The organism is Dyadobacter sp. HNCC25DJ183 (assembly GCF_056895175.1).
Window position 1 is genome coordinate 48024 of sequence record NZ_JBXHAP010000007.1, and the last position, 17014, is coordinate 65037.

The window sequence follows — 17014 nt, forward strand, 5'->3', positions numbered from 1 at the left end:
ACCACATAATTTATTACTATGGCGACTAACCAGGATCAGGAAAAACCGGCACAGCCCGACAACGATAAAATTGAAAATCTTGCCCCACATACCATCGAGGATGAGGGGACATTGCTTACAACGAACCACGGCGTCAGGATTAATGATGACCAGAACTCCCTGAAAGCCGGAGAACGCGGGGCTACTTTGCTGGAAGATTTTATTTTCCGCGAAAAAATGACCCATTTTGACCACGAGCGCATTCCTGAGCGCATTGTGCACGCCAGAGGCTCTGCCGCGCATGGTGTGTTTAAGGTGTATGAGTCGATGGCGAATGTAACGCGGGCGCACTTTCTGAGTGATCCAAGTTTGGAAACACCTGTTTTCGTCCGGTTTTCGACGGTTGCAGGGTCACGCGGTTCTACCGACCTGGCGCGGGACGTACGCGGATTTGCTGTTAAATTCTATACACAGGAAGGTAATTTCGACCTTGTCGGAAACAACATGCCCGTGTTTTTTATTCAGGATGCAATCAAATTCCCTGACCTGGTGCACGCTGTAAAGCCTGAGCCGGACAATGAAATTCCGCAGGCAGCTTCGGCACACGATACTTTCTGGGATTTCATCTCATTGATGCCGGAGTCAGCGCACATGATCATGTGGACCATGAGCGACCGGGCAATTCCGCGCAGCTACCGGATGATGGAAGGATTTGGTGTACATACATTCCGTTTTGTGAATGCAGAAGGGGTATCACACTTTGTCAAATTCCATTGGAAACCGTTACTGGGTGTACACTCGGTAGCCTGGGACGAAGCCCAGAAAATTTCAGGAAAAGACCCTGACTTCCACCGTCGCGACCTTTGGGATGCGATTGAAAGCGGAAACTTCCCGGAATGGGAATTGGGTGTGCAAATCGTTCCCGAAGAAGACGAATTCAAATTCGAGTTTGACCTGCTTGATCCCACAAAGATCATCCCGGAAGAACTGGTACCTGTGCAGCGCATTGGTAAATTGACATTGAACCGCAACCCGGACAATTTCTTTGCAGAAACAGAGCAGGTGGCGTACCATATCGGTCACGTTGTACCTGGTATCGATTTCACAAACGATCCGCTTTTGCAGGGAAGGCTGTTTTCATATACAGATACCCAGCTGCTGCGTCTTGGCGGACCTAATTTCCACGAAATACCTATCAACAGACCGATTGTGCCGGTGCATAACAACCAGCGCGACGGTTTCATGCGGCAGACGATCAACCGTGGTAAATCGAGCTACGGACCGAATACGATCGGTAACAACTACCCTGCCCAGGCGAAAGCTTCGGAAGGTGGTTTTACCAGTTACCCGGAAAGGGTTGACGCACGCAAAGTGCGCGCGAGAAGCAGAAGCTTCTTCGACCATTTCAGTCAGGCGCGTTTGTTCTTCAACAGCCAGTCTGAACCTGAAAAAGACCATTTAATTGACGCGCTTAGTTTTGAGCTGGGAAAGGTAACCTCTCCGGAAATCCGTACCCGGATGCTGGGTATCCTTTCGCTGATAGATAAGGCGCTGGCTGCGGAAGTAGCATTTGCACTTCGTCTGCCAGTGCCGGAAGATCCCGAGCTGCCGGTAAACAGGAGCATTCCGGCGGACGCTGATCCTGCTGATTATGATTCCATTATGGCAGAAGGAAGCCTGAAATCGTCAGCAGCATTGAGCATGGCGAATACGGTAAAAGACACGATCGCAACGCGTAAGATCGCATTCCTTGCGGCAGATGGCGTGGATGAGAAATCACTAATGACGGTGAAAAACGCATTGGAAGGCGCAGGTGCCGTAGTGGAAATTGTAGCGCCGCGCCACAGCTACCTGATCGCTGAAAACGATACGCAGATCCCGGTTGACCATACTTTCCTCACGGCTGCATCCGTATTATTTGATGCGATATATGTACCTGGCGGAACAAACAGTGTCGCCACCATAGAAGCAGATGCCGACGCGGTACACTTCCTGAATGAAGCTTTCAGGCATTGCAAAGCCATTGCAGCTGACACTTCGGCTATTCAGGTGCTGGAAGCGACTTATTTCAGCAAGAAACTACCTGCCGATTTCTCTGATGCAACGGTGATCAAGGAAGGATTGGTTGTACTTGATGATGCGGAAGCATTGGCGGACAAGTTTATTCTGGCGATTTCGCAGCACCGTTTCTGGGAGCGCGAGAAGCCACGACGCGTTCCTGCATAATCATGCATAAACCAATATAAGAACACCCGGGCTTTGTGAGTCCGGGTGTTTTTGCTTTAAAGCAGGTCGGGATTAAAGAGAATGGGCTTTCAGACCTTTTCCAGTATATCCAGCGCTTCCTGGTTATTCTGCTGGACAGCAAGATCGTACACAGACAAGCCGCGGGCATCGAGGATACTGGTGCTGGCACCGCGGCGGATCAGCAGCTTCACCAGATCATTGCGCCCGAACATGGTCGCAAACATCAATGCGGTACCGCCGTTTCCATGTTGCAGGTCGAGGTCCGCGCCTTTGTCGATCAGGAGATCGGCTATATCTGCGTAGCCTTTGAATGCGGCCCCCATTAATGCGGTATTTCCTCCATTGTCGGCACCATTTACATCTGCGCCGGACTCAATGAGAAACCTGGCTGCTTCAAGCTGGTTGTTGTAACAAGCCACGATCAGCGGGGTGTAGCCTTTTTCATCCCGGCAGTTTACATCTGTTTTCAGGTCCACGAGCTCTTGCAGAACAGGAACATTCCCCAGTCTTGCTGCATGGATTATCACTTGGGTGTAGTTTTCCATTAGTTATGTAGCGTTAATATTTTCCGTTTTACCAAATATTATACCATTGAGAGCAGCCAACTGAACTTACGGGCAAAAACCAGGTCGGTTATGCTGGCGTGATAATTTAGAATCTTCCTTTTTTGACATTACACGACCACATTAATGCATAAACCCGACTACCACCGCATTGAAGATTACGGCCTGATCGGCAACCTGAAAACAGTAGCACTTGTCTCTGTCGACGCTTCGATCGACTTCATGTGTTATCCCTCGTTTGACTCTCCTACCGTTTTTGCCAAATTACTCGACAACAAGAAAGGCGGGAGCTTTGAGGTATTTCCTCAAATGGAAAACTACAACACCAAGCAGATTTACTTGCCCGCCACCGCTGTGCTGCTGACGCGCTTTTTTTCGGAAGAAGGAATCGCGGAAGTGACGGACTATATGCCCATTAATGAAGATGCCAAAGACAATTCGACGGCGATCGTGCGGCAGATCAAAACGGTTCGCGGCAATATCAAATTCCATGTGAGATGCCAGCCGGCATTTGACTATGCACAAAGCACCCATTCCTGTGAGTTGCGGGATGATGCAGTGTACTTTAATCCCGATAACGCAGAGAACAATGTATTGAGGCTGATCGCCGATGTGCCGCTGGGAATGGAAGAACTCGCAGGTACCGCTGAATTTACATTGAAGCAAGGTGAAAGTGCGTGTCTGGTACTCGAATGCGGAAAGAGCAAAGTGGAACACGAAAATCCCATTGATGCTTACAAAGCTGACACTTACGGGGAAACGATTGAATTTTGGCGGAACTGGTCTAAAAAATCTACCTACAAAGGTCGCTGGAATGGCACTGTCAACCGCTCGGCGATCACATTGAAACTCCTTACTTCCCGCGAGCTCGGCTCTATGGTAGCTGCGCCGACATTCAGCCTGCCCGAGACGATTGGCGGCTCTCGTAACTGGGACTACCGCTTTATGTGGATACGCGACGCGGCATTTACCATGTATGCATTCCTCCGGCTTGGCTATAATGATGAAGCGACTGCATTCCTTAAATGGATCCACGACCGCTGCCGCGAAGACAAATTGTACCTGATGTACACCATTTCCGGATCGCACGATCTCGCCGAGGAGGAGCTCGAAAACCTCGAAGGTTATAAAGCCTCCAAGCCTGTACGGATCGGCAATGCTGCGCAGGACCAGTACCAGCTGGATATTTACGGTGAGCTGATCGACACGATTTATATCTATAACAAACAGCATGCGCCCATTACTTTCGAGTTTTGGGAAACGATTGTGGAGCAGGTGAATGAGGTGGTTGAAAAATGGCAGACCGCCGATCACGGGATCTGGGAAATACGCAATGTGGAGAAGGAATTTCTGCACAGCCGGCTGATGTGCTGGGTAGCGATGGACCGGGCGATCAAGATCGGGCAGCACCGCTCATTCCCCTTTCCCGAAAACCAATGGAAGGAAGTAAGAGATGCGATTTACGCAGACATTTACCACAATTTCTGGAATGAAGAAGTGGGTGCCTGGGTCCAATACAAAGGTTCCAAAAACGTGGATGCAAGTGTACTTCTGATGTCGCTGATGCACTTTATCTCGCCGCACGAGCCGCGCTGGCTTTCTACCCTGAATGTGGTGGAAGAGCAGCTGGGCATTGATGTGCTGCTATACCGCTACAAGAACGGACCGGATCAGTTTGACGGGCTGGAAGGCGAGGAAGGTACTTTCAATATGTGCTCGTTCTGGTTTATCGAATCGCTCGCCAAGAGCGGGCAAGTGTCGAAAGCGCTTGATAGTTTTGAGAAAATGGTAGGTTATGCCAATCACCTCGGTTTGTTCAGCGAGCAGATCGGCCACAAGGCAGAGCACCTGGGCAACTTCCCGCAAGCTTTTACCCACCTTGCATTGATCAGCGCCGCATTGGAAATCGACAAACAGCTGGACAGGACCTAAGTATCAAAATTCCTTTTCACCAAACTCGCTGACAGGCAGCTTTGCTTTTTTCGCAAGTGAATTGAGGCTGTATGTCAGGTTAATTGTAAACATATCCGTTTCCTGGATGTAGTTGGTGGTAGTGTAAAAGTCCCTGCCGTAAGTGGTAATGCGCTGCTTGTTCGAGCCCAGCAGGCCGAGGTCGATTTGCTGCCATTGCAGCAATGCAGATAGTTTTCCTTTTAAAAACGTCTTTCTCAAAGCCAGCGCCGGGTTCAGAAACCTTGAATCTTCGCCCTGGGCTGTAACCCGTTGCGACAGGTAATTGTAAGTCAGCTGCACATTCCAGGTCGGAGCAAGCCGGAAGCTGGTATTTGCATTGACAGAAAACACTACACTACGCTGATTCACAGCTACATCTTGATTGAACAATGCACCTTTGATCTTGTAGTTATAAACATTTCCGCCTGCATAAACCTGCCACCAGCTGGTCAGCTGCAAGCTGGTGCCGGCCTCAATTCCCCAGGAAGTAGCCAGTCCCGCATTGGTAAAGATGCGGTTGAGGATTGTGTCATTATAAACGCTATTAACCCTGTTGACCACGTTTTTAATGCGCTGGTTGTAGACTGTGGCAAACACCGTGTTTTTACCAAAATCCCTGATAATACCAATTTCAGAAAGGTCAATAAACTCGGGCAAGATGTTGGGATCGCCGGATTCAAGCGTTTCGGAATGCTCGCGCTCGGGAAATGGATTGAGCTCCGCATTGGTAGACCGCTGCACCCTTTTGCTGTAATTTGCTTTCAGCCGGAGGTTTTTGCCCGCCTGGTACTGCAGGCTGGCTGTCGGGAAAAGGTTGGACAAATTAAGGTGTCGCGTTGCATCAGTTCCAGCTGTAAATGCGCGGGTTGAATACTCGTAACGCAAACCGCCCGCATACTCGATTTTTCCCTGCTTGCCTGCGTACTGCACAAACGTGGCGTGGATCTGATTTGCTACCCGAGTGCGGCTGCTGAATTCAGGCACAAGTTCCAGCGTACCATCTTCTATATTCTGGTTCAGATACTGAAACGCTCCTTTCTGAACCTGGTTGCGGTACTGGTATCCTGCTTCCAGCTTTCCTTTGCCAAGGTTCACTGCATAATCCGCACGAAAACGGTACGCATTCAGCGGGTTCTCGCTTGGGTTGCGGGTGTACTGCAATACTTTGAGGCGCGCGGGTTGGTCGGTATTCAGGTTGGTTGTCAGTCCGTCCAGCTCGGCCCGCTCGTACAAACCGGATATGGATAGGGACGATTTGTTCGTAAAAGTGTGTACATAATCCAGGTTACCAAGTGTAATATCTGCCGTTTTTCGTGCAATGTTGCTGTTGAAATACGTGATCCTTCCTGCTACTTCACCTGTTGTCAGGTTGGTTTTTGTGTTGTTGTAAACAATGTCCGCGCGGCGCGATTGTGAGCGGTACCCTTTGTAAATCCCTGCCGAAATACTGTTATTCTGATTGGGCATAAATGAGAGCGATGCGCGGCCGGTGTAATTGTACCTGTTGAAACTGCGCTCCCCGTCGGAAGGAAAGGTAGTCTGGATGTTACCGATGGTCGTGCGCACGTCCCCTACTCTCCTGCCCGCAATATCGTTTCTAAGGTAACTCCCGCTCATTTGAAAATCCCATTTGGCACTCCTGAAACCGAACGACGCATCTGCACCGAAACGCCGTGGATTTTTCAGGTTATCATAAGTGTACACAGCGGGCAGTCCGCCCATTACATTGGCAGAAAAATAGCGCTCTCCGGCCACAGCAGCCTTTGTCACAATATTAATGATCCCGCCTTTACCGTCGGGATCAAACCTGGCCGAGGGCGAAGTAATTACCTCCACATTTTCGATGAGATTGGCTGGTAGCTGGCTCAGTACCTGCGCGGGGTCGGATTGTACCGGCTTTCCATTGATCAGCACCAGAAAGCCCGAAGATCCTCTTAATGTAATCGCACCTTCACTGTTCACGGTCACAGATGGCGTGTTTCGTAAAACGTCCACTGCGGTGCCGCCTTTGCTGTTCAGGAAACTGCCTGCCTTGTATACCTGCCTGTCGACTTTATTCTCCACAACTCCCTGCGTGCCACGCACACGCACCTCTTCCAGCATTCGGGAGTCGGCACGCAAGGCGATGTTGACGACCTGGTTGCCGCCGGTTTCCAGCAAAGTCTGCTGCTGATTATAGTAGCCGATATACTGCGCCTGAATGTAGTAAGTCCCTGGCGCGATATCGCTGAACTGGTAAGCCCCCTGCTCGTTCGCGACCACGCCGTTGACGAGTGTCGAGTCGCTGCTTTTGTACAATGTAACCGAGCTGAATGAAAGTGGCAGGCCGGTTTGCTGGTCGGTCACTTTTCCGGATATACCAAAAGTAATTTGCGCTGATGCATTGAGAAAGCTGCACAGCCCTAAAAACAGCAATGTAAAGAGTTTCATCAAAAGTAAATTTCGCCGGATCGGAGTTGTTGATCAGGCAAAATTATACCCTGTAACCTGGTAGACTTGGTAGTATAAGTCCAAAAACTGGTACATTCAGGAAATTCCTTTCCTGTAAATGCCGGGCAGCACACCCACCTGCCTTTTAAAAAACTTGTTGAAGTGCGACGGATCGGTAAAGCCCAGTTCATAGGCAATCTCGGACAATGTATCCTCCGAATAGAGCAGCCGCTTTTTGGCTTCCAGGTTCAGTCTGGCATTGATCAGCTCGCCCGCCGTTTTGTCCAGGACCTTCCGGCAGGTATTGTTGAGTGTTTTGGTAGTAACATGCAGGCTGTCTGCATAAAAACCTACTTCATGATTGGTTTTATAATGTGCATCGACCAGGCCGAAAAAGGCTGTCAGCTGATCAGGTAAAACCTGCGGCTGCGGCGTATCGGTTTCCCTTTTTAACAGATTGAATAATAATTGCAGGTAAGTCTGGATCACCGCGAGATAATTTTCCTGCTGCTCCTGGTATTCAGTTTCTATGTTTTCGAATAGCTCGCAAATCTTCTTATCCACATGTTCCAGCTCATATCCATTTTTAAAAATGGGTGGAAAGCTTTGGAAAAGAGAGTTGTAGAAAGGCTGGTTGAGCAGGAAATCTTTTTGCAGCATGATCACAAAACCTTTGGGAATCTCTGTAAGCGCCCAGCTGTGGATCTGGCCGGGCATCACGAAATACAGACTGAAAGGTTTAACCTCAAAATGATGGTGATCAATATGGTGCACACCCGCGCCTTCCCGGAGGTAAATGATTTCGAGATAATCCTTGTGACCGTGGGGGTTGGTCGTTTTGATCACTTCCTTCATTCTCTTGATCCTGAACAGCTCTGCTGTTTCGAGCTTGTTCTTTACGGGTATCTGCATGCGGTTTTTAGCGGGTTAGGTGGAATGCAACATAAACACATACACGGGGATTATCATACAAGTTTCGATAGTCTGTGAAAATAGTTGAACAAGTTTTTTTGAAGACGGTTGCATAACCGTTTGGTTATATATATAATTGCATAACCGAACGGTTATATTTATTTAAAAATTGAGATGACAGCGCGCAGAGATGTTTTTCAGGCGATTGCAGATCCAACCAGAAGAGCGATGATCGGGTTACTTGCCTCCCGTACGATGACCGTCAGCGACATAGCTGACAACTTTTATATGAGCCAGCCGGCCATTTCCAAGCACATGCGGATACTTACCGAATGCGGACTCGTGGTAATGGTCAAGCACGGACGCGAAAAACGCTGCCAGGCTAACCTGGGTGCGCTGGAAGAAGTTACCAAATGGGCCGGGGAGCACCTCGCTTTCTGGAACAATCGGCTTGATACGCTTGAAGATCTTTTGAACAATGAACAGTAAATGCTTTTTTCCAAACCTTAAAAATTGATCGTATGAAAATCGAAATGGTGAGTGTGTTTGTAAATGATGTTGTGAAAGCACATCAGTTTTACACGGAGAAGCTTGGCTTTGTGGAAAAAATGTTTGTTCCCGAAGCTTACCTGGCAATTGTTGCTTCTTCGGACCAGCCTGACGGAACTTCAATCCTGCTGGAACCCAACCAGAACCCGATCGCTTCCACTTACCAGACCAGTTTGTGGGAAGCCAACCTGCCCGTGATCACCTTTTCTACGAGTGACATTTACCAGGAATACGAGAAACTGAGTGCTGCGGGCGTTGTTTTCCGCAAAGCGCCTGTGAAAACGGAATGGGGTTATGAAGCGATTTTTGAAGATACCTGCGGAAATCTGATCCAACTCGCGGCATTCTGACGGATTGATCATGGCAAAAAAAGGAAAGATACTCGCACCGGGCGTGATCTGCTTTGAGCGCGTTTTCAACAGCAGCATTGACAAAGTATGGAGCTACCTCACAGATTCCGAAAAACGCGGAAAGTGGCTTGCGAAAGGCGAAATGGAGCTGTTTCCCGGCGGGAATTTTACATTGCATTTCATGCACAGCGAACTCAGTCCGATTCCAGGCCCGCCGCCTGAAATTCATAAGGCTATGGAGGCAGGACACAGTTTCAGCGGGAAAGTGTTGCAGGTAAGTCCGCCCCATTTGCTTTCATTCACCTGGCATGACGATTCCGAAGTCACCTTCGAGCTCACCACCGAAGCTGACGGCGTACGTCTTGTACTTACCCATCGGAACATAGCAGATAAAGGCAAAAACCGCCAGATGATCGGCAGCGGCTGGCACACGCACCTCGAAATCCTGGAAGCCAATCTGCACGGAGAAGTACCCCGGAATTTCTGGGTGATTTTTGAGGAGACGCAGAGCACGTATATGTAAAGTCGGCAGGCAAGATGCGCATCCACTCTGCAAATCCGAATGTACTGCACTCACACCAAAATCGGCGATTCCAGTAGATGGAAGCATTCCGGTAACCTAATGTATAGCGTGGCGGGAGGATGCAATGCGCTGTTTTTTTGTTTGTTAAAGTGAAGTCCAGGCTCAGAATTGGCGCTGGTACCTAATAACAAACAGACAACAGAACATGGAAACTCCAATTTTAAACCGCAAGCTGGTTAAGGTGCAAGCTCCTCGCGCAAACCAGGGTTTTCTCGGCCCTGATCATATTGCGCGGGCTGTGATACAGAATGATTTTAGCAACAGCGATCCATTCATTATTTTGATGGATGATTTTTTGGACAAAAAAGACAATGAACCGGTGGGTGGCCCCCACCCGCATGCGGGGTTTGAAACGGTTTCGCTTTTGATCGAAGGCGAAGTGGGCGACTCGGCGCATACCATGAAGTCGGGGGATTTTCAGATGATGACAGCGGGAAGCGGCATTGTTCATACGGAGACTATTGAAGGTGAATCGAAAATGCGGCTGCTGCAAATGTGGCTTAACCTGCCCAAAAAAGACAGGTGGATTACCCCGCGCGTGCAGGATCTTCCCTTCTCGAATGTGCCGAAAGTCTACGACAATGGTGTAGAAATTCGGATTTACAGCGGTACACTGGGCGGCGTTACTTCACCTGTGAAGAATCACACACCGGTTGTAATTGCCGACATGATCCTGCAACCTGGCGCAAAAACGACGCAAAAGTTGCCCGCTACATTCAATGCGTTCCTATATGTAATTGAAGGTAGCCTGGAAGTGGGAAACTCGGGAACATTAAGCGACGGTCAGATAGGATGGTTTGACAGGCTCGACGAAGAAGGCGAAAGTACATTCAGCCTTTCCGGCGGCAGTTCAGGCGGACGGGCTATTCTGTACGCCGGTCAACCCCAAAACGACCCGATTGTTTCCTACGGACCTTTCATCGCTGACAAAGACGAAGAGATCCGGAATCTCTACCGCGATTACAGATCCGGCAAAATCGGGCATGTATCCGATTTACCGGAGGAGCAGCGGTTTAAGTATTAAGCTGCCAGCTATTAGCTGTTAGATGCTAGTTAATTCACCGATTGATGGTTGGCTCTTTATACATCACAGTCTTACTGTGTGTAAAGAGTCAACCGTCAAATCAGCGCTGACATTTCTTCCCATTCGTAAACCTGCACTTTGCCGGATGTTTTTTTCGCGGCGGCTAGCATTGCTTTGGCTATATCTTTTGCCTGGATGCCCCGGTATTTTTTGACGGGGCCGATCAGCAAGGGGTTGATTAATGAAAACAATCCGATAAAAGATTTTTCCAGCGGGCGGCTCTCCTGGCGATCCCCCATGATCATGGAAGGACGGAAAATGTGCGTGTGCTCCATATCCAGCGCGATAATATCCTGCTCCATTTCCCCTTTGGTACGTACATAGAAAACACTTGAACCCGCATTGGAGCCCACAGCACTTACTACAAACACAGACTTCGCGCCATTTTCTTTCGCAATCCGGGCTGCAAGCACCGGATAATCGTGATCCACCTGGTAATAGATCTTTTCGTCGGGTGTATTCTTTCTGGTAGTACCCAGAGCGATGAATACATCATCGGCTACGATCTCATTTCTCAATGCGGGTAGTGTATTGTAGTCGCCAATCAGGACTTTCAATTTGGGATGCGATTTGTTCAGATTTTTCCTGACAACAACGGTTACCTGCGCATAATCAGGATCGTTCAAAAGCCCTTCCAGGAGATAAGAACCGATGAAGCCGCTCGCTCCGAATAATATGGCTTTTTTAGATGTCATCATGTAAAATTTTATGGTTTGAAACTGTTCACTTAATCCGATTTCAAAGACTTGACAGGATTAGCAATTGCCGCTTTTACGCCCTGGAAACTGATTGTGATCAATGCCAACAAAAGTGCGCCAGTACCTGCGAGCACGAATACCCAGGGACTCACCGGAATGCGGTAAGCGAAATCTCCCAGCCACTTTTCCATTGCAAAATAGGCCAGCGGCGAGGCGAGTACGAAAGAGAAGATCACAAGCCTGACGAAATCTTTGGAAAGCATCGTCACGATGTTCAGCACAGTAGCCCCGAGCACTTTCCTGATCCCGATTTCCTTTTGCCGCTGCCGGGCAGTGAATGTGGTCAGACCATACAAGCCCAGACAGGCAATGAGAATGGACACTATCGTAAACCAATACACAATGCGCCCTGTAAGTACCTCTTTCTTATACATTTTAGCATAGGTTTCATCCAGGAATGTGTATTCAAACGGGCGGTTTACTTTAAACTGGTTGTACACACGTTCCACACCAGCGAGTGCGGTTTTCATATCCGCATTTTTGTTGATTTTGATATACAGATAATCATTAAAAACGCTATCGCTGTTCAGCATTAAGGCCATCGGTTTGACCTTCTGGCGTAGTGAAGTGTAGTGAAAATCCTTTACAATCCCAACTACATCCTTTTTCATATCTTGTCCCAGATCAAATGTATGCTTAAAATTAGCGGCATTCAGTCCGAGTTCAGCAGCTGCGGTTTCGTTGAGCAACAGTCCGCTTGTCAGCGCTGTTTTTGCCGGACCTGCCGCCCATTTGATCTGCATGGTTTTCACAAAATGATCATCCACGCGAAACGAGTTGACTGTAACCCGCTTATCTGAATTTGCCCGCTTGAGTTCGAGTGAATTCCCATATGGATGGTACATCAGCAAACTCGACGAGGTAACTGCATCCACGCCGGAAATGCGGTCCAACTCGCTCCGGATCACTTTGTAATGTTTGCTCATCCCGTCCTGATGATCCAAAAACACCGTCACAACCTGATCACGCGCAATGCCAAGTTCTTTCTTTTGAAAAAACTGCATTTGTTTAAATATCAGGAAAGAACAGATAATCAGCGAAATGGAGATTGTAAACTGAAATACGGTGAGAAAGTTGCGTGTAGTGGCCGCATTGCCCAGGATCGCCAGGTTACCGCGTAATGCATCCCCGGGCGAAAAGCCGGAAAGCATCAATGCCGGATAGCTCCCAGCCAGCACAATGCTCAACACATAAAAAATAATCACCGGGACTATAAACCATGGACTCCGCAAAAAATGGGTATCGACCTCGATCGAAAGCGCAGTATACACTGCATTATAAAAGATAAGTACGAGCAGAACAGCCGCTGCAAATGCAATGGTAACAGACAGAAAAGATTCGAGGAAAAATTGAAAAACAAGGGAGCTGCGTGCGCCGCCGACCACCTTTCTTACCGATACTTCCGCCGACCTGGTAGATGCATAGGCCGTAGTAAGATTAACATAATTGATCAGCGCCAATGCCAGGATCAGCACACCGATGACCGAAAATACGATTGCTTTTTGTCTGGCAGTCAGATCAATGCGGTCGAAATGAAGATCGTGAAGTGCATAAAGATGATAGCCGTCCTTTTTATCTTTGATCTTTGCTCTCTCGGAAAGCAGCGACGGAATGCGGGATTCCACAGCTTTGGCCGATGCATTGTTTTTGATTAAAAAGTAAGTGTTGTAGCTGCCGGTTGCGCCTATGTTGTTGGTCTGCGTTTTTAATGCTTTTTTATCCAGGTAACCCGCCATTTCGCGGAGCTCATTGGCGCGATAGGAATGCAGGTCAGCCAGGAAGTCAAACTGAATGGACGAGTTTGCGGGCGGGTCCTGAATTACACCAACTACCTGATAAACATTGGTTTTATCGTAAGTGATCGTTTTTCCAAGCGGATCGGCCTCTCCGAAATACTTTTTAGCAGTACTTTCTGTGAGGATGATCGTACCAGGTTTAGTAAGTGCAGTGCGGCGGTCGCCTTTTATTATTTTAAAAGAAAAGAGGCGAAGAAAACCGGCGTCGGCCGCCACAAATCCGGATTCGTAAAAACGGTGATTTTCATCACTAAAAACCAGTTTACTATAAAATGAATTGTCCGTTATCCTTCCAAAATCCTCAATTTCGGCACATTGTTCCTTGACTTCCGCACCAAAATCATACGACATCCACGGAACAGAATAAGAAGCCTCGTCGTCTGAATGATCAAACTCCACTTTGACGATCCGGCTCCCCTGCTCGTGAAAGCGGTCGAAACTATATTCATTGGCCACATACAGCACAACAAACAATGAAGCAACCAGCCCGACGCACAGTCCGCCTATGTTGACAACGCTCATACCGGCTTGTTTTCGGATAGACCGAAATGCGATCTTGAAGTAATGGAATAGCATAGGATTCAGGAGTTTATCTGCACTAAAATAATCCAAAATCCCACAGTATATCACAAAAAAATTGCCAATGCAGGTTCTCGAATTCCTGCATTGGCAATGTAATGTGAGTAGCGTGTGCTTACTAAGCGAGTCTTACTGAGTATACCGGCTTCATAATCCTTGGTCTCTTACCCGCTTTCTGCATAACAGGAGCAGCTGAGCGTTGGAATGGATTAGTGTCCGCCAGCATATTTTGATCTTCAAAAAACTCCTGGTTTGTTTCGTAAGCGGTTTTGGCTGATGATTTCATGATTGCTAATATTTAATGATTTTTAGTTTTATTGATGATATGTTACCTATGATACACAAAACCGTGCCAAACTGCTTTTATTGTCGCTCAGGCAAGTGGAAAATTGAGTAAAAATCGCGAACCCTGCTCAGAATCAACGTTTATCCTTCCGTTAATCTGCTTCGTTAAAGAAGCAACCAGCCGCTTTCCAAACGACTGTCCACCCGCTTTTCGCCAATTTGCGACATCCACACCTCTCCCGTTATCTTTAATTTCGAGGTATACTTCCTCCTGTTGCCACAGCCTGATACTGAGCTCAGGATTTTCAATGCCCTGGTAAGCATGCTTGAATGCATTTGTGATCAGCTCATTGACAATGAGGCCGAGGGGAACAGCCATTTTAAGGTCCAGTACGATGGGTTCAATGTCTGTACGCAAACTGAAATCCTCCGAATAGCCGAAAGACTGCATTAGTCCTTTCACCAGATCCTGGATATACTCTTTGACACTTACCCCGGCCACATTGTCGGTTTGATACAATTGCTGGTGGATCAGCGACATAGCCTCTACCCTTTGCTGCCCCTCCGTCACAGCCTGGATCGCCTTCTCATCTTCCAAACGGCTGGCTTGCAGTGATAACAGGCTGGAAACAATGGCGAGATTATTCTTCACCCGGTGATGCAATTCCTGCATTAACTCTTTGAGCTGCGTCGCCTGAACGCTGATCCGGCTATTGGCTTCTGACAGGTTGCTATTGGTAATTTCAAGTTTCTGGTTCACCCGCTGAATGATCCTGTACTGCCACAATGCGATCGCAAGCAGGAACGCCAGCATGGAAATTCCGCCATAAAGCCACCACAGTTGTCGTTTTTTCTCATAGTTCTCAGTACCCAGCCGCTGAATGCGTTCCTGGTTTTCCTTTGCCTGAAACCTCGTTTCCGCCTCGATCAGCTGCCTGCTTTTCTCTGAATTGAACACGCTGTCGCGGTACGCAACCCATTGATTCTGGTAGTTCAGCGCCTGTTCAAACTGCCCCTTTTTTTTGTAGATATTCGTCAGCATCTCGTAGATATGCATATAATCGTTGATCCGCTGCGGACTTGTTTTGGCCATTTCAATGGCTTTTTTAACATATTGTTCCGCCTCATCTGGCCTGCCGAGCAGGAGTAATGTGTTGGGAAGATTGAGGTAAACCATTTTTTCAAGAAACTGGTCCGACTCCTTTTTGGCATAATCGAGCAGCTGCATGTAAGTATTCAGCGATTCCTGATACCTGCCTGCATTTTTGAGGATAATACCTCTGTTGAAAAGTGTTGACGAGAAGTCGGCGCCCAGCTTTTTGTATATTTTCAAAGCCTTATCATTGTAAGCAAGTGCACCGTTGTAATTTTTCCTGATATCCTCGACTGTGGCAAAATCGGTGTACATATTGGCTACTTCATCTTCCATCTTGCTTTTTTCGGCCAGAGACAACCCTCTCCGGAAGTAATGTTCAGCCAGTTTCAGATCATTTACGGTAATATAAACGCTGCCAATCCTTTGCAGCGCCCTGATTTCCCGCCGCACTTCCCCGGCTTTCTGAAACAATGCCTGCGCCTTCTGGTAATTTGAAACCGCCGCATTGGAATTACTCTGTACCTTTTGCAACCAGGCCATCAACATATAAGTACGCCCTTCCCAAACCCGGTTCTCTTTATCAACAGCCAGTTCCATCATTTCCATAATCGCACTGTCGACCCGGCCAAATTTGAGCAGATCGATCATATCGTACCCATAATTATTCAGGTCTTCAAAGCGCCCCGAGTCGGGTTTGCTGCTGATTTTATTCCGGAATATGGAAAATGCAGTAGAATCCGGCTGTGCGTGACTGCTGAAAACAATAGCCAGCACAGCCGTAATTGAAAGTATAAGTGATTTCATGAACTGAATTGAGAGCGATGGAGGTACCACACGAAATGCCGTAACCCAAAACTAAAGTAACCGCTACAATTAGCCAAATGAAAAAACAGCACCCATATCTGCCCTATTTACCCAATGCGCGCCGGATAGCAAGCTCCACTGGCGTGTAGTTCTCAGTCTGGCCAGAAATGACAAGCTGATCTCTCAGTACCAGCGGAGGCTGCGCCATAAACTTCGGGTTAGTGCCGCGATGTGGCTGAGCCGCATGTACAAGAAACGGGTGACACAGGTAAACCGTACCGGCTGTGCCCGTTGCAAGCGCTTCTTCCTTTGCGGGCAGCGCATCCAGCCGGGAAGCCACTTCCATGAATGAGAGACCACGGTCGCCCTCGGGTTCCAAAATGCGGGCAATATCCAGGTGCGAACCTATTCTGATGCGGGTAGGCGCATCGTTTTCAGTCACATCGGAATAAAGGAAGAGCATCAGCAAGCCGCGGCCTTTGGAAAATATATTAATGCGCCAGTCAAAAAAATTGTCGGGATTGTCGCCGGGAAAACTTGCATCCACGTGCCAGCCATCGTCGCCGGGCGATTGTTCAGAAGGGAAGCGGACGGGGAAAGTACCCATACTAAACCTTGGCAGCCATTTTCCCCTACCCACCAGCTGATCAAATGCGCTTGTCAGCACATCCGTATTAGCTGATTTATGGAATGGTTCGTCTGTGTACATGCCGAGCCTGATGACCGGTTTCGTCCAGGTGGAGCGGTCGTTCGGATTACAGTCCAGGTCTTTCCATAGTATTTCTCTGGCCGCGGCAGCAACATCCGCTGAAAATGCGTTATTCAGCTTGATAAAGCCGCTATTGATGAATTCTGTTATTTGCTGGTTATTAAATGGACCTTCCATAATTGTATAGATGAATGGGCTCGAAAACAGTGCAAAGTGGCAGTGTTCAGGAATGATTTGAAGAAAAATACAGGCAATACAATGCTAACCTTTATCAAAAGGAAGCGCGTCGGGTGACGATGGAAGTGGTGTCAGAGTGTTGGAGTCATCCTCATAACTA

14 protein-coding genes are annotated in these 17014 nt (G+C 48.1%); 6 read left to right on the top strand and 8 right to left on the bottom strand.

From position 1 onward, the window contains the following. Nucleotides 1-18: 18 nt before the first annotated feature. Nucleotides 19-2205, top strand: coding sequence for a catalase (locus AC1XTG_RS18045; protein ID WP_484842908.1), 2187 nt, complete (start codon nucleotides 19-21; stop codon nucleotides 2203-2205). An 89-nt stretch (nucleotides 2206-2294) separates the two neighbouring features. On the opposite strand, the gene AC1XTG_RS18050 is transcribed toward AC1XTG_RS18045, so the two are convergent. Continuing rightward, nucleotides 2295-2771 (bottom strand): ankyrin repeat domain-containing protein, encoded by a 477-nt coding sequence (locus tag AC1XTG_RS18050; RefSeq protein ID WP_484842909.1) that lies wholly within the window; start codon nucleotides 2769-2771, stop codon nucleotides 2295-2297. 144 nt (nucleotides 2772-2915) lie between these two features. Here AC1XTG_RS18050 and AC1XTG_RS18055 point away from each other — a divergent pair, with 144 nt between their 5' ends. Beyond that, nucleotides 2916-4721: a glycoside hydrolase family 15 protein gene (locus AC1XTG_RS18055; RefSeq protein WP_484842910.1), complete on the top strand. Its 1806-nt coding sequence runs from the start codon at nucleotides 2916-2918 to the stop codon at nucleotides 4719-4721. A gap of 3 nt (nucleotides 4722-4724) precedes the next feature. On the opposite strand, the gene AC1XTG_RS18060 is transcribed toward AC1XTG_RS18055, so the two are convergent. Together AC1XTG_RS18060 and AC1XTG_RS18065 are read right to left on the bottom strand one after the other, a co-directional pair. Next, nucleotides 4725-7172, bottom strand: a complete 2448-nt coding sequence (locus AC1XTG_RS18060; RefSeq protein ID WP_484842911.1) for a TonB-dependent receptor — start codon at nucleotides 7170-7172, stop codon at nucleotides 4725-4727. 96 nt (nucleotides 7173-7268) lie between these two features. Then, nucleotides 7269-8084 (bottom strand): AraC family transcriptional regulator, encoded by an 816-nt coding sequence (locus tag AC1XTG_RS18065; protein WP_056284681.1) that lies wholly within the window; start codon nucleotides 8082-8084, stop codon nucleotides 7269-7271. A 174-nt stretch (nucleotides 8085-8258) separates the two neighbouring features. Between AC1XTG_RS18065 and AC1XTG_RS18070 the strand changes: the two genes are divergently transcribed. From AC1XTG_RS18070 to AC1XTG_RS18085, 4 genes are all read left to right on the top strand, one after another. Next, nucleotides 8259-8573 (top strand): ArsR/SmtB family transcription factor, encoded by a 315-nt coding sequence (locus AC1XTG_RS18070; RefSeq protein WP_056284683.1) that lies wholly within the window; start codon nucleotides 8259-8261, stop codon nucleotides 8571-8573. A 32-nt stretch (nucleotides 8574-8605) separates the two neighbouring features. After that, a complete protein-coding gene (locus tag AC1XTG_RS18075) occupies nucleotides 8606-8983 on the top strand; it encodes a VOC family protein (protein WP_484842912.1) in 378 nt (125 codons plus the stop codon). A gap of 10 nt (nucleotides 8984-8993) precedes the next feature. Then, nucleotides 8994-9506, top strand: coding sequence for an SRPBCC family protein (locus tag AC1XTG_RS18080; RefSeq protein ID WP_484842913.1), 513 nt, complete (start codon nucleotides 8994-8996; stop codon nucleotides 9504-9506). A gap of 205 nt (nucleotides 9507-9711) precedes the next feature. Then, nucleotides 9712-10590 carry a pirin family protein gene (locus AC1XTG_RS18085; protein WP_484842914.1) on the top strand — a complete coding sequence of 293 codons (879 nt, stop codon included), beginning with the start codon at nucleotides 9712-9714 and terminating at the stop codon, nucleotides 10588-10590. Nucleotides 10591-10685: 95 nt separating this feature from the next. Here the strand turns inward: AC1XTG_RS18085 and AC1XTG_RS18090 are convergent, their stop codons facing one another. The 5 genes from AC1XTG_RS18090 to AC1XTG_RS18110 all read right to left on the bottom strand — a co-directional run bounded on the left by AC1XTG_RS18090 (nucleotide 10686) and on the right by AC1XTG_RS18110 (nucleotide 16854). Then, nucleotides 10686-11348, bottom strand: coding sequence for an NAD(P)H-binding protein (locus tag AC1XTG_RS18090; RefSeq protein WP_484842915.1), 663 nt, complete (start codon nucleotides 11346-11348; stop codon nucleotides 10686-10688). Nucleotides 11349-11377: 29 nt separating this feature from the next. After that, the gene (locus tag AC1XTG_RS18095; protein ID WP_484842916.1) at nucleotides 11378-13780 is read right to left on the bottom strand and encodes an ABC transporter permease; all 2403 of its coding nucleotides are present in this window, start codon (nucleotides 13778-13780) and stop codon (nucleotides 11378-11380) included. 121 nt (nucleotides 13781-13901) lie between these two features. Continuing rightward, a complete protein-coding gene (locus tag AC1XTG_RS18100; RefSeq protein ID WP_157474724.1) occupies nucleotides 13902-14069 on the bottom strand; it encodes a hypothetical protein in 168 nt (55 codons plus the stop codon). An 87-nt stretch (nucleotides 14070-14156) separates the two neighbouring features. Next, entirely contained in the window at nucleotides 14157-15968 is a 1812-nt protein-coding gene (locus AC1XTG_RS18105; protein ID WP_484842917.1) for a tetratricopeptide repeat protein, read from the bottom strand. Nucleotides 15969-16071: 103 nt separating this feature from the next. Then, nucleotides 16072-16854, bottom strand: coding sequence for a phytanoyl-CoA dioxygenase family protein (locus tag AC1XTG_RS18110; RefSeq protein WP_484842918.1), 783 nt, complete (start codon nucleotides 16852-16854; stop codon nucleotides 16072-16074). Nucleotides 16855-17014 lie beyond the last annotated feature (160 nt).

Coding starts and splice junctions, on each gene's coding strand:
- AC1XTG_RS18080 (WP_484842913.1), top strand. CDS start 8,994: ATGGCAAAAAAAGGAAAGATACTCGCACCGGGCGTGATCTGCTTTGAG.
- AC1XTG_RS18100 (WP_157474724.1), bottom strand. CDS start 14,069: ATGAAATCATCAGCCAAAACCGCTTACGAAACAAACCAGGAGTTTTTT.
- AC1XTG_RS18065 (WP_056284681.1), bottom strand. CDS start 8,084: ATGCAGATACCCGTAAAGAACAAGCTCGAAACAGCAGAGCTGTTCAGG.
- AC1XTG_RS18045 (WP_484842908.1), top strand. CDS start 19: ATGGCGACTAACCAGGATCAGGAAAAACCGGCACAGCCCGACAACGAT.
- AC1XTG_RS18110 (WP_484842918.1), bottom strand. CDS start 16,854: ATGGAAGGTCCATTTAATAACCAGCAAATAACAGAATTCATCAATAGC.
- AC1XTG_RS18095 (WP_484842916.1), bottom strand. CDS start 13,780: ATGCTATTCCATTACTTCAAGATCGCATTTCGGTCTATCCGAAAACAA.
- AC1XTG_RS18050 (WP_484842909.1), bottom strand. CDS start 2,771: ATGGAAAACTACACCCAAGTGATAATCCATGCAGCAAGACTGGGGAAT.
- AC1XTG_RS18090 (WP_484842915.1), bottom strand. CDS start 11,348: ATGATGACATCTAAAAAAGCCATATTATTCGGAGCGAGCGGCTTCATC.
- AC1XTG_RS18105 (WP_484842917.1), bottom strand. CDS start 15,968: ATGAAATCACTTATACTTTCAATTACGGCTGTGCTGGCTATTGTTTTC.
- AC1XTG_RS18055 (WP_484842910.1), top strand. CDS start 2,916: ATGCATAAACCCGACTACCACCGCATTGAAGATTACGGCCTGATCGGC.
- AC1XTG_RS18070 (WP_056284683.1), top strand. CDS start 8,259: ATGACAGCGCGCAGAGATGTTTTTCAGGCGATTGCAGATCCAACCAGA.
- AC1XTG_RS18085 (WP_484842914.1), top strand. CDS start 9,712: ATGGAAACTCCAATTTTAAACCGCAAGCTGGTTAAGGTGCAAGCTCCT.
- AC1XTG_RS18075 (WP_484842912.1), top strand. CDS start 8,606: ATGAAAATCGAAATGGTGAGTGTGTTTGTAAATGATGTTGTGAAAGCA.
- AC1XTG_RS18060 (WP_484842911.1), bottom strand. CDS start 7,172: ATGAAACTCTTTACATTGCTGTTTTTAGGGCTGTGCAGCTTTCTCAAT.